Annotated in this window: 5 protein-coding genes; 3 read left to right on the top strand and 2 right to left on the bottom strand. The window is 71.0% G+C overall.

Going from position 1 to position 14,239, the window contains the following annotated elements; translation table 11 throughout:
• Position 1: 1 nt before the first annotated feature.
• Both KBW95_RS01705 and KBW95_RS01700 read right to left on the bottom strand, forming a co-directional pair.
• A complete protein-coding gene (locus KBW95_RS01705; protein ID WP_373888739.1) occupies positions 2–8,386 on the bottom strand; it encodes a GH36-type glycosyl hydrolase domain-containing protein in 8,385 nt (2,794 codons plus the stop codon).
• Between the two features lie 116 nt (positions 8,387–8,502).
• Complete coding sequence (locus KBW95_RS01700) at positions 8,503–10,458, bottom strand: aminotransferase class V-fold PLP-dependent enzyme (RefSeq protein WP_211527346.1); 1,956 nt, start codon at positions 10,456–10,458, stop codon at positions 8,503–8,505.
• A 150-nt stretch (positions 10,459–10,608) separates the two neighbouring features.
• Between KBW95_RS01700 and KBW95_RS01695 the strand changes: the two genes are divergently transcribed.
• The 3 genes from KBW95_RS01695 (at position 10,609) to KBW95_RS01685 (ending at position 14,209) form a co-directional block, all read left to right on the top strand.
• Complete coding sequence (locus KBW95_RS01695) at positions 10,609–11,094, top strand: Lrp/AsnC family transcriptional regulator (RefSeq protein ID WP_211524878.1); 486 nt, start codon at positions 10,609–10,611, stop codon at positions 11,092–11,094.
• A 165-nt stretch (positions 11,095–11,259) separates the two neighbouring features.
• On the top strand, positions 11,260–12,387 hold the full coding sequence (locus tag KBW95_RS01690) for a branched-chain amino acid ABC transporter substrate-binding protein (RefSeq protein ID WP_211524879.1): 1,128 nt from the start codon (positions 11,260–11,262) through the stop codon (positions 12,385–12,387).
• Between the two features lie 16 nt (positions 12,388–12,403).
• A complete protein-coding gene (locus tag KBW95_RS01685) occupies positions 12,404–14,209 on the top strand; it encodes a DUF885 family protein (protein ID WP_211527345.1) in 1,806 nt (601 codons plus the stop codon).
• The last annotated feature ends 30 nt before the right edge of the window (positions 14,210–14,239 follow it).

The following is a 14,239-nucleotide window of genomic DNA, read 5'->3' as shown; positions in this document are numbered from 1 at the left end:
GTCATTGTCCTTTTGTCGTGTTTGCGGCGGCCAGGCGCACTTCGATCCGGTGCAGGCGCGCGTCGTCGGCCAGCATGATACTTGGTTCGGGCAGCGGCTCGCCATCCAGCGTCATTCCTTCCTCTCCGTCACGGCTCACCACGATCTCGTAGATCGTCCTGCGGTAGCGGTAGCGCAGCCGGAATCCCGGCATGCCGGGCGCCAGGCGCGGCGCCAGCAGCAGGCGCTGTCCCACGCGCTCCAGGCCCAGCAGCGACTCCACGATCAGCAGCCAGGCCCACGCCGCCGCGCCAGTGTAGCAGCCGCCGATGGCGCGTCCGGCATCCGGCTCTATCGTGCGCACGCCGTCGGTCAGGAAATACGGGGGCGCCGCGTAGCGGGCGCAGTCGGCTGCCGTGGCCGTGCGCGCCGTCGGGTCGAGCGTACGCGCCGCCTGCCAGGCGCGCGCCGCGTCATCCATCCGGGCGAAGCCGATGCCGGACCAGGCGGCGGCGCGGTGGTCCTGGCCGGGCCAGGCTTCCAGTCCCTCTGCCCAGTGGCGGTCGTAAGGGGGCTCGGTGCGCAGGGCAAGTTCGCCCAGCAGGCGATCCCCGGCCGCTTCCATCGCCTGCGTGGCGCGCGCGGCGCCGGCCTGCAGCGCCCAGGCCTGGCTCGCCAGGTCGATGCGGCAGAGGCCATTGGCGCCGGAACCCAGCGCGCCGCCGTCGGCAAGATAAGCCCAGCGATACCACTGGCCGTCCCAGCCATGCTCTTCCAGCTGGGCCGCGAGCGCCAGCGCCGCGCCGCGGCAGGTGGTGGCGAAGCCGAAGTCGCCGCGACGGTCCGCCACTTCGGCGAAGCGCTGCAGAACCACGCCCATGAAGAAGCCCAGCTGCACGCTCTCGGTGCGGCTGCCGGGACCGTGCGCTTCCTCGTGCAGGCGGGCGCCGGCCAGGGGCAGGCCGCGCGCGCCGAACTGCAGGCAGCCGCGCAGGCCATGCACGCAATGCTGGTACAGGTCTTCCACCGCCGCCACGCGCGAGGCGCCGCTCTCCCCCGCCTCGACCGGGTTCTCGCCCAGCACCGACTGGTCGCCCGTCACTGCCAGGTAGCGCGCCAGGGCGAAAGGCAGCCACAGGAAATCCTCGGCCGCGGGCGGCGGTCCCGCCTCGACCTCGCGCGCGGCGCGCAGCAGCTGATCGCGCAGCAGTTCGGGGCGGGCGTGCAAGGCGGCCAGCGCGGATTGCAGCCGGATGGCGAAGGCCGGCGCACCCATGGTGCAATTGATGGCCTGGTAGAGCAGCCAGCCGTTGGCAAGCAGGTCGAGCTTGGGCTCGGCCGAGGCCAGCTCGACGCAGCCGAGCGTGTCTTCCCACCAGCGGCGCAGCTGTTCCCAGGCGGCTGACGCGCCTTGTGCACCGCCGTGGCGCTGGACCATGCGGCTGGCGTCCAGGCTGCCGGGGCCGGTGACGCCGAGCACGAACACCAGTTCGCACTCTTCGCCCGGCTGCAAGGGCACGGCCACCTGCAGAGCGCCGCAAGGCTCCAGTCCCGCGCCGGTGCTGCCGGACAGGCCGGCGCGCCCCATTGCCGCCGGGCGCGCCAGGTTCCCGGACTGGCCAAGGAATTCGAGACGGTCGGCACTGACGGCGACGTGCTCGGCGTCCGCATGGAAGAAGGCCACCTTGTCGCCGAAGCCGGCGCCAAAGGCATTGCGCGCGAACAGGGCGCCGCTGGCGAGGTCGGCGCCGGTCACGATCTGCAGGCCGGGCGCCGACGCCGGGTCGTCCAGCACCCACTCCACATACCCGGTCGCGCTCAGGCGGCGCGGCGCGCTGCTGTCGTTACGCAGGCGCAGCACCGCATACTTGAGCGGCACATCCAGCGCCGCGAAGCAGCGCAGTTCGGAGCGGATGCCGTGCGCGCGATGCTCGAACACGCTGTAGCCAAAGCCATGGCGGACCAGGTAGGGCTCACCGGACCCAGCCGGCCATGGGGTGGGAGACCAGAACACGCCGCTGTCCTCGTCGCGTACATAGAACGCCTCTTCCGCCGTCACGCGCGCGCCGTGGTGACCGCACCATGTGCTGGCGTCGCCGCGTTCCGAGACCACGCTGCCGAAATCGATGTTGGCCAGCAGGTTGACCCAGGGTACGGGAGGCGCCGGCGCATCGGCGGCGATCCTCACCACGTATTCCCGGCCATCCTGGGTGAAGCCGCCGATACCGTTGCCGTGCACGAGTGCCGGGGCCTGGAACGCGGGCGTGTCCGCCGTCCATGCGTGCGCCTCCGGCGCCGGCTCGAGCAGCGGCGGCAGCGTGCCGCGGGGGCGCGCCGCGCGGCGCAGCTGGTCGTGCAGGCCGCCACGTTCTTCCAGCAGTACGGCGCTGGCGATGGAGCGCAGCAGGATGCGGTCTTCCTGCGGCACCTCGGGCAGCAGGTGCACATGCACGCCGCCCGGCTGCTCGAAGGAGGATGGGTCGAGCACCGGCGCGGCCAGGTGCATCACCTGCTCGCGCGCCGCGGCGCTGTCGCACAGCACCAGCAGGTCGACCGCCAGGCCGCGGCTGCGCCAGTAGGCGTGCGCCTGCAGGGTCTGGCGCACCAGGTCGGATTCCGGTCCCTGGCCGGCCTGCAGCAGCAGTACCGGCAGGTTCCCGCCGATCCCGTAGGGCGCCAGGTCGGCGCGGCCGCGCACGTTGCGGGCGATGACGGCGGCGTCGGTGCGCAGCGCCGGCACCGGGCGCAGCAGGCAGCCGGCCAGGCGGGTGTACAGCTGGGCGTCGGCCTCGCTCACTTCCATGCGGCGCAGGAAGGCCTGGCCATGGGTCCACGCCGCTTCCACCGCGTGGTCGACGGCGTGGCCGGACTGGAAGCGCTGCGCCAGCTCGCGCGCCGCCGCCAGGCCGCCGGCCGCGCCCAGCACCAGGTCCACCGTCGCTTCCTGGCCGGGCGCCAGGGCCAGGCTGCGGCGCATCGCCAGCAGCGGCTGGTCCGGTTCCGGATCGATACCACCGAGCTCACCGCCGGCCAGCACCGCTTGCGGCGCCAGCAGGTCGTGGCCGTGCCGGATAAAACGCGCGCGGCCGGTCTCGAAGCTGGCGTCGCCGGAGATGCCACGCACCGTCATCAGGTGCAGCACGACCGGCGCGTCCGGTGCGCTCACGCACATCAGCGCTCCGGCCTGCTCCTCCAGCCAGGTTGCCACGCCGCTGCGCCTCCCCGCTTCGGCAGGCGGCGCCGCCAGTTCGACACAGCTGGTCAGCTCCAGGATGCGCGGCGCCTGGCCGCGGTTGGCGATGCGGATGCGGCGCAGTTCCACATCCTCGTCGGGCGCCACCACCACGTCGGTCACCATGTCGATGCCGTGGTCGTGGCGGCGGAAGCTGGCGCGCCCCTCGGCGAACACGGCTTCGATCCGTTCCGGCTGCGCCAGCGTAGGCTGCAGGGTGTTCGACCATAGCTGGCCGCTTTCCGTGTCGCGCACGTAGCAGGCCATGCCGGTACTGCCCTCGCGCGTCAGCAGGCGGTCTTCCCAGCGGGTCCTGGTGGCGCCGTCGCTGGACACCACCGCGTGCAGGCTGCCGTTCGAGAGCAGCTGGACTTCGGGCAGCGCCGTATCGCCTTGCGCGATGACACGGGCGTAGGCGCGCGCAGGCGGAAGCTCGTCCTGCGGAAGGCCGGCGCCGTAGCGCACGGGCGCCGCCGCGCCGGAGGCAGGCAAGGGTTCCTGCAGCAGGCCGCTGGCGGCGCGCAGTTCGGGATCGGCCAGGAAGCGGCGCTGCATCGGCGCTTCCAGCAGCGCCTGCGCCAGCGCCAGCATGCCCATGGCCTGGTGCCGCGCCAGCCATGCGCGCACCACCACCTTGCGCTCGCCCTGGGGTAGGCGCGAGGACGCGTAGTCGGCCGCCTCGTAGTAGCCGTGCTCGCCCAGCAATCCCTCGGCCGTCATCCGCTCCAGGTTGGCCAGGCTGAGCGCCGGGGCCACGGGCAGCGCCAGCAGGGCCGCATAGGGGGCGGCCACCAGCTCGTCCGGCGCGCGCCGCTGCAGCGCCGCGGCGGGAATGCCGAAGCGCCTGACCAGGTAGCGCGCGGAACCGTCGACCGCATTGCAGCCGGATTCCGAGAAGCCCCAGGGCACATCGTGCCGCTGCGCATGCGCGGCCTGGGCGCGCACCAGGCCGCGCGCCGCGCCGTCGAGCAGGGTATCGCGCCAGGACGGCATCAGCACCTGGGGCGCCAGGTAGTCCGACAATGCGCCGCAGCGCGACAGCAGCAGCGCGCCGGCTTCCTCGATGCGCACCGGCCGGCCGAGCGACTGCCAGTGCTCCTGTCCCAGCTGTCCCTGGGCCACCGCCGCGTAACTGGCCATGCGCGCTTCCGATGCCAGCAGGTCGCAGCTGTCGCTGTCGAGGCGCTCGTCGCGCACGTGGTAGCCCGCCGCCAGCAGGCCGGCCGTGCTGTCGACCAGGGCGCGGAAATCCATCTTCGCCAGCTCGCGCGCCTGCTCCGCCAGCTCCCTGGCGCGCGCCAGGCGGCGCCGCGCGCAGTCGCGGCCCTCGGCCACGTGACGCGCCAGGGCGGCGTTCGATCCCGGCGGTTCGAAGGCGGCCAGCTCGCGCAAGGTCGGGATGCGCGTCAGGTCGGCGCCGATCACGTATTCCTGGGCCGTGCGCATCCATGGCGCCAGGGCCAGCACTTCGTCGAGCTGGGCCTCGCACTGGGCTGCCAGGCGCACGGCCCAGTTGCGCAGGCCGGCCGGCGCGTCCTCCGGCAGCGACTGGCTGAGCCGGCGGGCTTCGGCCGCTACCGCGCGCAGGCAGTCCGCCAGGCCCGGCAAGGTGTCGGTGGCCCGGCAGCGGTCCGGCTCGAGGGTGCGGGCGACGGCGGCCACCGCGCTGCGGACGGATGGCGGCGCGTCGGCTGCGCAATCCTCGACCACGCGCAGCGCCGCCCGGATGCCGTCCAGCTGCGCGGCGCCGGCGACGGGGCGGTCCGGCAGCTCGTCCAGGCCGGCCGCCAGGATGCGCAGCGCCAGCAGCAGGCTGCCGCTGTCGGCGGTGGAGACGAAGGCCGGCTCCACGGGCGCCAGGGTGGCGCCGTCGTACCACGCGAACAAATGCCCGCGCCAGCTCTCCAGCAGCTCCATCGAGGCGAGGATGGACTGGGTGCGCGCCAGCAGCTTGCCGGCCGTGAGGAAGCCGAAATCGTGCGCGGCCAGGCCTGCCAGCAGCGACAGGCCCATGCCGGCGGGCGAGACGCGCGCATCCACGGCGGGCTGCGGATGCTCGAGCACCGCTTCCGGCGCCAGGCGCTTGGCGCCGGGATGGTCTTCGAAGAAGCTCCAGCTGCGCCGCGCCAGCGCCTTGAGGAAGACGGTTTCGGCGCCGCTGAAGCGCGGCGCGCGCTGGCGCGAGGGCTGGCTGAGCCACCATGCCAGGGTGGGCGACAGGAACCAGACCAGCAGCAGCGGCGCGGCCGAGAACAGGGCGTAGGGATTGGCGAAGGTCAGCAGCACCGCCGTGCCCACCGCGAGCGCGGGCGCGAACCACATGCTGCGCCAGTTGTTGACGATGGCGGCGCTCGGCCGCGCCAGGAAGGCCGGGCGCGACTCCAGCAGCCGGCGGCGCGACACCTTGCGGCGCCACAAGGCCTTGGCGGCGGCGTCCATCTGGCAGTAGGCGGCATGCGGCAGGAAGGCGACCGACAAGGCGGCGCGCACCAGCGGCACGCGGGCGCCGCGCGCCCAGCCGTCCAGGTGCTGGCGCCAGGGCGCGTCGTGCGGACGGTCGGCCAGCGCCACCAGGCTGCCCGCCAGGGCCGGCAGGAAGAACACCGCCAGCACGGCCATGCTCCAGAACACCGGCGCGGCCAGCAGCGACCAGCACAGGATCAGCAAGACCAGCAGCGCGGGCTCGGCCAGGCTGTCGCGCAGGCGGTCGAACAGGCGCCAGCGCGCATCCGGCTGGACCAGGGAGGCTGCCCGGCTCCCCAGGCGGCCGGCGATCTGCCAGTACGCCCTACCCGCGCGGTGGCGACGCAGTGCGTGCTCGCCATAGCTGGCGGGATGCAGGACGCCGAGCCGCAGGTCGTGCACGCTGCCGCAGCGCAGGCGGTCTTCTTCCGGCAAGCCGGGCGCGAAACGTTCTTCGTCGCGGCTGTCGCCGCAGGCGCGCTGCCAGGCGTCGACATCATAGATCGCGGCCCAGCCCAGGCCCGCGTCGTCGCCGGCGCCGCAGCCCGCCCCGTGCGCGGCCCAGGTGCCGGCGCCGTCTCCCCACAGGCGCTCGTAGCGGGTTGCGCCCTGCTCCGGCGGCGCGGCGCGCAGGCTGGGACGCAGCAGGCCGTGGCCTTCGAGTACGCGGCCGTCCTTGCCCAGCACCGGCTGGTTCAGCGGATGCGCCATCGCCGCCACCAGGCCGCGCGCGGCGTCGATCGGCAGGCCGGTCGCGGCATCGATGGCGATCACGTAGCGCACTTCAGCGAGAGCCTGCAGCGCGCCGGCCGCAAGGACGAAATGCTCGCGTGCCGCTCCGCACAGGTAGGCATTCAGGTCCGCCAGCTGGCCCAGGCGCCGCTGGCGCCCGATCCAGGCATGTTCGCTGGCGCTCCAGGTGCGCGCCCGCACCAGCAGCAGGAAGGGTTCGATCCTGGCGGTCGCCGCATCCGGCTCGCCATGCTCGTCGTAGGTTTCGACCACCTGCTCGTGGCCGTATGCCGCATTCAGCGCCTCGATGCCCCTGCGCGCCTGTTCCAGCAGGGCGGCGTCTTCCGGCATCTGCTCGCTGCCGGCATCCGGCAAGTCGGCCAGCAGGCAGAAACGCAGGCGCGGGTCGCGGTTGCCGAGGTAGCGCACCTCCAGGTCGCGGCACAGCGCGGCCACCTGTTCCTGGTCGCGCAGCGCGGCCGACACGGCGACAATGGTTTGGGCGCCCTTCGGGATGCCGGCGCCGAAGTCCATGCGCGGCGTCGCGGGCGGCGATGCGATCCAGCCGTTCATCATGCGCACCAGTGCGCGCGCCAGTTCGCTGGCGCCCACCAAGGCCAGCAGGCCGATCACCACCAGCAGCGCGATGCCGGCGCCGTCCTGCCGCGCATGCACCACGAGCGCCGCCGCGAACAGCAGGCTGAAGGAGCAGACGGCGCCGATGCGCAGCCCCAGGCTGCGGCGTCCCAGCCGGCGCATCGGGCTTGCGCCGCCGCGCAGGCGCTCTTCCAGCTGCGCGCGGCCCGCTCCCGCCAGGTAGAAGCCGACGTGGCGGGTGCGCCGGTCCAGCCCTCCCTCGCCCGGCGCCAGGTGCACGCCGGCCAGCGCCAGCGCTTCCTGCGCCACCTCGGTCTCGCTGTGTCCCGTGGCCTGGGCCAGGCGCTCGACGGCGTGCCGGTACAGGTCGCGCGTGGGCCCGTCCATGCGGCCATAGCCGCCGTCCGGATCGCCGCGCAGCACCTGCTCGACCGCGCCGATGTCCTCGGCGAAGGCGCGCCAGTCGACCCCGCCCGCCAGGCGCAGGCTGTCCAGGCTGTTGGCGGCGGAAACGGCGTCGTCGGCCTGTTCGCTGTGTTCGAGCTGGATCTGCTGGGCGATGCTGCCGCCCTCGTCCTGCAGGCGCGCATCGACCCAGTCGAGCGCCTGCGCCAGCAGCGCGCCCTGCCCTTGCAGGCGGCGCGCCAGCTCGGCCACGAAGCTGCTGCCCAGCGGCTGCACCCCGCGCGCCATGTCGGCTACCAGCAGGATCAGGTCTCCCGGGCGCTGTTCGCTGGTGTCGACCATGCGCGCGGCCCAGCCGGCCGCCTTGTCGCGCTCCAGGCAGGCGCGCGCGGCGCGCTGGGCCAGGCGGCGCAGGTTGTCGATCAGCGCCATGCGCAGCAGGCAGGGCAAGGCGTCCAGTTCGGCCAGCGCCAGCGGCGCGCCTTCCTGGTAGGCGGAGAGGAAGCGCGACAGCTGGTCCGGCTCCACCTTGCCGTCGCCATGCGCAACCGCTTCCAGCACCAGCCGCCAGGCGCGCGGCTCGCCGTCCGCTTCTCCTCCGGCTTTCAGGCGCGGCAGCGGACGCACGCCGTGCAGCAGCTGGCCGCGCGCCAGGCGCACCTGGGCGTCGATCAGGTGGTATTGGCCGAGCAGGCGGCTGCCGGCGGGCGGCAATTCGATGCCCGCGTGGGCGGCGCGGTCGAGCGCATCGCAGGCCTGGGCAATGGCCGCAGCGTTCTCGTCCAGCAGGGAAAGCAGGTCGGAGGCGGAAGCAGGGGCGGCCGGCTGGTGGCTCCCGGCGAGCTGGCGGCCGTGCACGGCCAGCTGGGCCGCGCTGAGGGGCGCGGCACGCAAGGGTATGTCATCGCCCTGACCGTGGCCAGGACGCGCAGGCGGCTCGTCGGCCATCGGATTGTTCTCCAGTTTCGACAGAAACACACAGGCGCGCGCCGCCGGAGGCGCGCTGCCTCCACCATGCTAGAAGAATGGCATGGCGGATACTGTGCGGTGCCGAACAAAGGCGCTGGAGAGGCCGCCCTTGTTGCCCGGATGAGTCAGTGCGCGAGGGCGACGCCGCCGGCCAGGCACCAGGTGTGGGAGCGTCCGAGGCGGCGCAGCAGGCGGGCGGCGCGCAGGCTGCGGGCGCCGCTGCGGCAGACGAACAACAGCGGACGGGTGTCGCCGGCCAGGAAGTGGCTTGCATGTTCGGCCAGGCGCGCCAGCGGCAGGTTCTGAGCCGGCCGGCCATGCAGGCGCGCTTCGCCGGCGCCATGCTCGCGCAGGTCGCGCACATCGACGACCAGGGCGTCCGGATGCTGCTCCAGCCAGTCCATTGCGGCTGCGCTGTCGAGCTCCATGCCCTCCTCGCCCAGCGGGGCGGACGCCGCCAGGGCGACCGGGCGCTCGCTGTCGGCGCGGCAGCACAGGGCTCCCTGCGCCAGTTCGGGCCAGACCTCGCGGCCGCCGGCGAACACGAAGCGCGGGGCGTCCCGCGTGCCGAACAGGTAGACGTCGCCGCCGCCATGCTCCACACGCGTCAGGAGCGCGCCGCCGAATTCGATGGAGGCGGAAGCCGCCGGCCAGCCGGCTGCGCCGCCGAATGCACGGCCCAGGGCCGCGGCGCCCGCGTCATCCATGCCGGTATGCAGGGCAGCCAGCAGGCGGTAGCCGCCCGCGCGCAGCATGTGCGCGGTGCGCGCGGCCTGGGCGGCCGGCGGATCGATCGCGATGCAGGAACGCGCGGCGGCATCGAACAGCAGCCAGCCGGTCTTGCCTTCGGCGTCGAGCTGGGCCAGGCCCACGCCACCCAGCAGGGGCGACGGCGCCAGCACGGACATGGCCAGGGCGCGGCCGCAGCGCGCGATCTGGGCGCAGGCGCGGTCGATGGTGGCCTCGTCCACGAGAGGACCGAAGGACATGCGCACCGCCGACGCGCTGCGCTCCACCGGCAGGCCCATCGCATCCAGCACATAACTGGGCGCGGCCTTGGCCGCCGAGCAGGCCGAGCCCGCGCTGACGCGCACGCCGGCGGCGTCGAAGATCTCGAGCAGGTCCGAGCTGCTGGCGCCCGGCACCGAGAAGTTGAGGGTGGTGGGCAGCGCATGGTCCAGCGGCGCATTGAAGGCGATGTCCGGGAAGGCCATGCGCAGCGCCTGCACCAGGCGCGCGCGGCAGGCCAGCAGTTCTTCATGGCTGCGGAAGGTGTCGCCCCGTTCCAGCGCGGCCAGGACGGCGCCGAAGGCCGCGATGCCGGCCATGTTCTCGGTGCCGGAACGCTGGCCCTCTTCCTGCCCGCCTCCACACATCAGCGGCGTGTAGGGCGCGCCCTCGCGCACGTAGAGCATGCCGATGCCCTTGGGCGCGTACAGCTTGTGGCCGGAAAACGGCGCGTAATCGATGCGGGTGCTGGCCAGCGCCAGCGGCAGCTTGCCCAGGGCCTGCACGCAGTCGACCATCCACAGCGCCGCGCTGGCGGTGTCGATCAGCACCGACTCGATCGCGGCCAGGTCGGACACAACGCCGGTCTCGTTGTTGGCGGCCATGGTGCAGACCAGGGCGGCGCGCGGCGCCAGCTCGCGCAGCACGTCCAGCCGGTGGCGGCCGTCGGCATCGACCGGCAGCGCGCGCAGCTCCAAGCCCGTGCCCAGCAGCCGGTTCCAGTGCGCCAGGCTTTCCGGCACGGCCTTGTGCTCGGTGGCGCCGTAGAGCAGCAGATCGCCGCAGGCCTCGCCGCGCGCACGGCGTTCGCGCACGGCGCACAGGGCCGACAACACCGCGGTCTGGATGCCTTCGGTGGCGCCGCTGTTGAACATGACCCTGCCCGCCGGCGCACCGATCACGCGGCGCGCCGCCGCCCGCGCCGCTTCGCGCAATGCGCGTGCGCGCAGGCCGGAAGCATGGCTGCTGCTCGGGTTGCCGAAGCACTCGCCCATCGCTGCGGTGGCGGCCTCGATGGCGGCCGGGAGGACGGGAGACGTTGCATTGGCGTCAAGGTAGATTTCAATGTTCATGAATAGGTGACAAAAAAACAAAAAGTAGTCGCATATCGTCTTATTGTTAAGTAATATATGCTACGGATTTCAAGCGGTAGGGACGTCCTAAATTCACTGGTTTATGGTCGAAATGAAGCATAATCATTCTCATAATCAATAAATCGACACATGAATTCTCTCGACAAGTTTGACTGCGCGATTCTTGCGGCATTGCAAGCGGACGCCACGCTCTCCATTTCCGGTCTCAGCGAGAAGGTCGGCCTGTCCAGCACCCCCTGCTGGAAACGGGTCAAACGCCTCGAGGAAGAGGGATATATCGAAAGCCGGGTCAGCATCGTCAACCGCAACAAGGTGGGCCTGCCGGTGACGGTGTTCGTCAGCGTGCGCACGCCCGAACACGACGAAAAATGGCTGGCGCGCTTCGCCTCGGCCGTGGAGGCCCTGCCCGAAGTGCTGGAATTCCACCGCATGAGCGGCGACGTCGACTACCTGCTCAAGGTGGTCACCACCGACATCGCCGGCTACGACCGCTTCTACAAGAAGCTGATCAAGACCGCGCGCCTGACCGGCGTTTCCTCGGCCTTCTCGATGGAGCAGATCAAGTGCACCACGGCGCTGCCGTTGGAGCTCATCTCGCACGGGCTGCCTGCCTGAAGCTGGCTTAACTGCTCACCGGAGTGCCTGGCAAAGCCCATGGCAAGGCGCACCGTCGAAGACAGTACGCCAGTACGGCGAGACGGCGCAACGCCGCCATGGGTTTTGTTAGGCGCTCCGAATCATGCGATGATGGCGTCCGTTGCAACTACGGAGACCAAGGGAATGCCATCCAAAATGAATATGGCGCCGCTGGCGCTGGCGGCGCTGCTCGCCGTCCATGCCAACGCCGCCGAACAGGTCGTCAAAATCGGCGTGAGCGGTCCGCTGTCCGGATCGAACGCCTTCGCCGGCAAGGACAACGAGAACGGCGTGCGCCTCGCCGTCGAAGAACTCAACGCACAGAAGCTCCAGGTCGGCGGCAACACCCTGCGCTTCGAGCTGCAGTCCGAAGACGACCAGGGCGATCCCAAGCAGGGCGTGACCGTGGCGCAGAAATTCGCCGACGCCGGCGTCAAGTTCGTGCTGGGCCCGTACAACTCGGGCGTGGCGATTCCCGCTTCGCGCGTCTACAACGACAACGGCATCCTGATGTCGACCGTCGGCACCAATCCCAAGATCACCCAGGCCGGCTACCCCACCGTGTTCCGCATGGTCGCCAGCGACACCCAGGTGGGCGGCTCGATGGCGTCCTACGCGGCCAAGGAACTCAAGGTCAAGAACATCGGCGTGATCGACGACCGCACCGCTTTCGGCCAGGGCGTGGCGATGGAATTCAAGCGCCAGGCGCAAGCCGCCGGCGTGAAGATCGCGGGCCACGAGTTCACCACGGACAAGGCGAGCGACTTCGCCGCCATCCTCACCTCCCTCAAGGCCAAGCGCGTGGACGCCGTGTTCTACGGCGGCTATGCGCCGCAGGCCGCGCCCATGGCGCGCCAGATGAAGCAGCTCGGCCTGAACGTGCCGCTGCTGGGGGGCGACACCCTGTGCAGCCCGGAGATGGCGAAACTCGGCGGCGCGGCCGTGGGCGAGAACGTGCGCTGCGCCCAGGCCGGCGCGATCCTCGCCAAGCAGGCAGGCGGCCCGGCCTTCCTGGCGGCCTACAAGCAGCGCTTCAAGCGCGACCCGGACGTGTACGCGCCCACCTTCTACGACCAGACCAAGTTCATCGCCCAGGCGATCAAGAGCGCCAATTCGCTGGACCCGGCCAAGGTCGGCCAGGCGATGCACAGCATCAGCTACCAGGGCGTGGTCGGCACCTACGGCTACGACCCCAAGGGCAACCTGAAGAAGACCGCGGTCACCGTGTATACCTTCAAGAACGGCGCCCTGAGCCCGCTGGCCAGCTACTAATAACAAGGACCCATCCATGAAACACATCTTCAAGCTTGGCGCACTCGCCGCGGCCGCCGTGCTGGCCTGCGCCCCGCTGTCCCCGGCTGCGGCCGCCCCTGCCGCGAAAGCGGAACGCGTCGACACCCAGCCCGGGAAGACGATCAACAAGCTGGCCGACGAGTACTACGACGCAGTGGCGCGCTTCGAGCCGGTGTATGCGAGCGAAGGCGGCGACAACCGCTTCATCGACCAGCTCGGCCTGTCGATCGCGCCGAAGAACCGCGAGCGCCAGTTCGCGCTGTACCGCGACTACCTCAAGCGCCTGCAGGCGATCCCGCGCGACAAGCTCAATAGCCGCGACCAGACCAGCTACGACATCCTCAAGTTCGAGCTCGACACCGCGCTGCGCCTGGCGCAGTACCCGGAGCACCTGCTGCCGGTCGACCAGATGGTCAGCATGCCGGTGATCCTGGCGAACTACGCCAGCGGCCAGGGCGCGCAGCCGCTGTCCACCGTCAAGGACTACAAGGCCTACCTGAACCGCCTGACCCAGCTCACGCCCTGGATCGACCAGGCGATCGTCAACATGCGCGCGGGGATCAAGGCCGGCATCGTGCATCCGCGCGAGCCGATGCAGTCGCTGCTGCCGCAGCTGCGCCAGCTGCTGGCCGCCACGCCGGAAGCGAGCATCTTCTACACGCCGATCAAGAACATGCCGGCCACCTTCTCCGCCAGCGACAAGCGCAGCGTGAGCGAGGGCTACCGCAAGATCATCGGCGGCAAGCTGAATCCGGCGCTGAACCGCCTGGCCAGTTTCGTCGAGAAGGAATACCTGCCGGCGACCCGCAGCACCGCGGGCTGGGGCGCGCTGCCGGACGGCGCGGCCTGGTACCAGGCGCGCGTGGCGGCCATGACCACGACCGATCTCAAGCCGGAACAGATCCACGAGATCGGTCAGAAGGAAGTGGCGCGCATCCAGGGCGAGTACGCCCAGATCGGCCCCAAGATGGGCTACAACGGCCCGGCCGCCGGCCTGCCGAAGTGGGTGTCGGAGCAGCCGAAGTTCAAGCCTTTCACCTCGGACCAGCAGGTGATCGATGTGTTCCGCGAGCTGGACGCCAAGGTGCGCACCAAGCTGCCGGCGCTGTTCACCCTGAGACCGAAGTCGCCGCTGGACCTGCGCCTGGAACCGGAACTGTCGCGCGCGACCGCCTCGGACCACTACACCCCGCCGGCGGTGGACGGTTCGCGTCCGGGCGTGTTCTGGTCGGTGGTGAACGATCCGAAGGACTACGGCAGCACCGGCATGGTCACCCTGTACCTGCATGAGGGTCAGCCGGGCCACCACTTCCATATCGCGCTGGTGCAGGAGCTGGGCCTGCCGAACTTCCGCAAGTTCGGCGGCAACAACGCCTTCACCGAAGGCTGGGCGCTGTATGCCGAGACCCTGGGCAAGGAGATGGGGCTGTTCGACAAGCCGGAGGATTACTTCGGTCACCTGAACGACGAAATGCTGCGCGCGGCGCGCCTGGTGGTGGACACCGGCATCCATGCCAAGGGCTGGAGCCGCGAACAGGGGATCAAGTACTTCCAGGAGACGCTAGGCTATTCGGAACACGAAGCGCGCGCGCAGATCGAGCGCTACATGGTGTGGCCGGGCCAGGCGCTGGGGTACAAGATCGGTTCGCTCAAGATCATCGAACTGCGCAAGCGTGCGGAGGCGGCGCTGGGCGGCAAGTTCAGCCTGCCGAAGTTCCATGAGATCGTGCTGGGCGAAGGGACGCTGCCGCTGGCGGTGCTGGAGGCCAAGGTCGATAAGTGGATCGCTGAGTCGAAGTAAGGCGTGTTCCTTCGTTAGCCTCAGCACGTC

Source organism: Massilia sp. ZL223 (genome assembly GCF_018119395.1).
Taxonomy (GTDB): Bacteria; Pseudomonadota; Gammaproteobacteria; order Burkholderiales; family Burkholderiaceae_D; genus Telluria.
The sequence above is the reverse complement of the archived record's forward strand: the minus strand, read 5'-3'. Positions and strand labels throughout refer to the sequence as shown.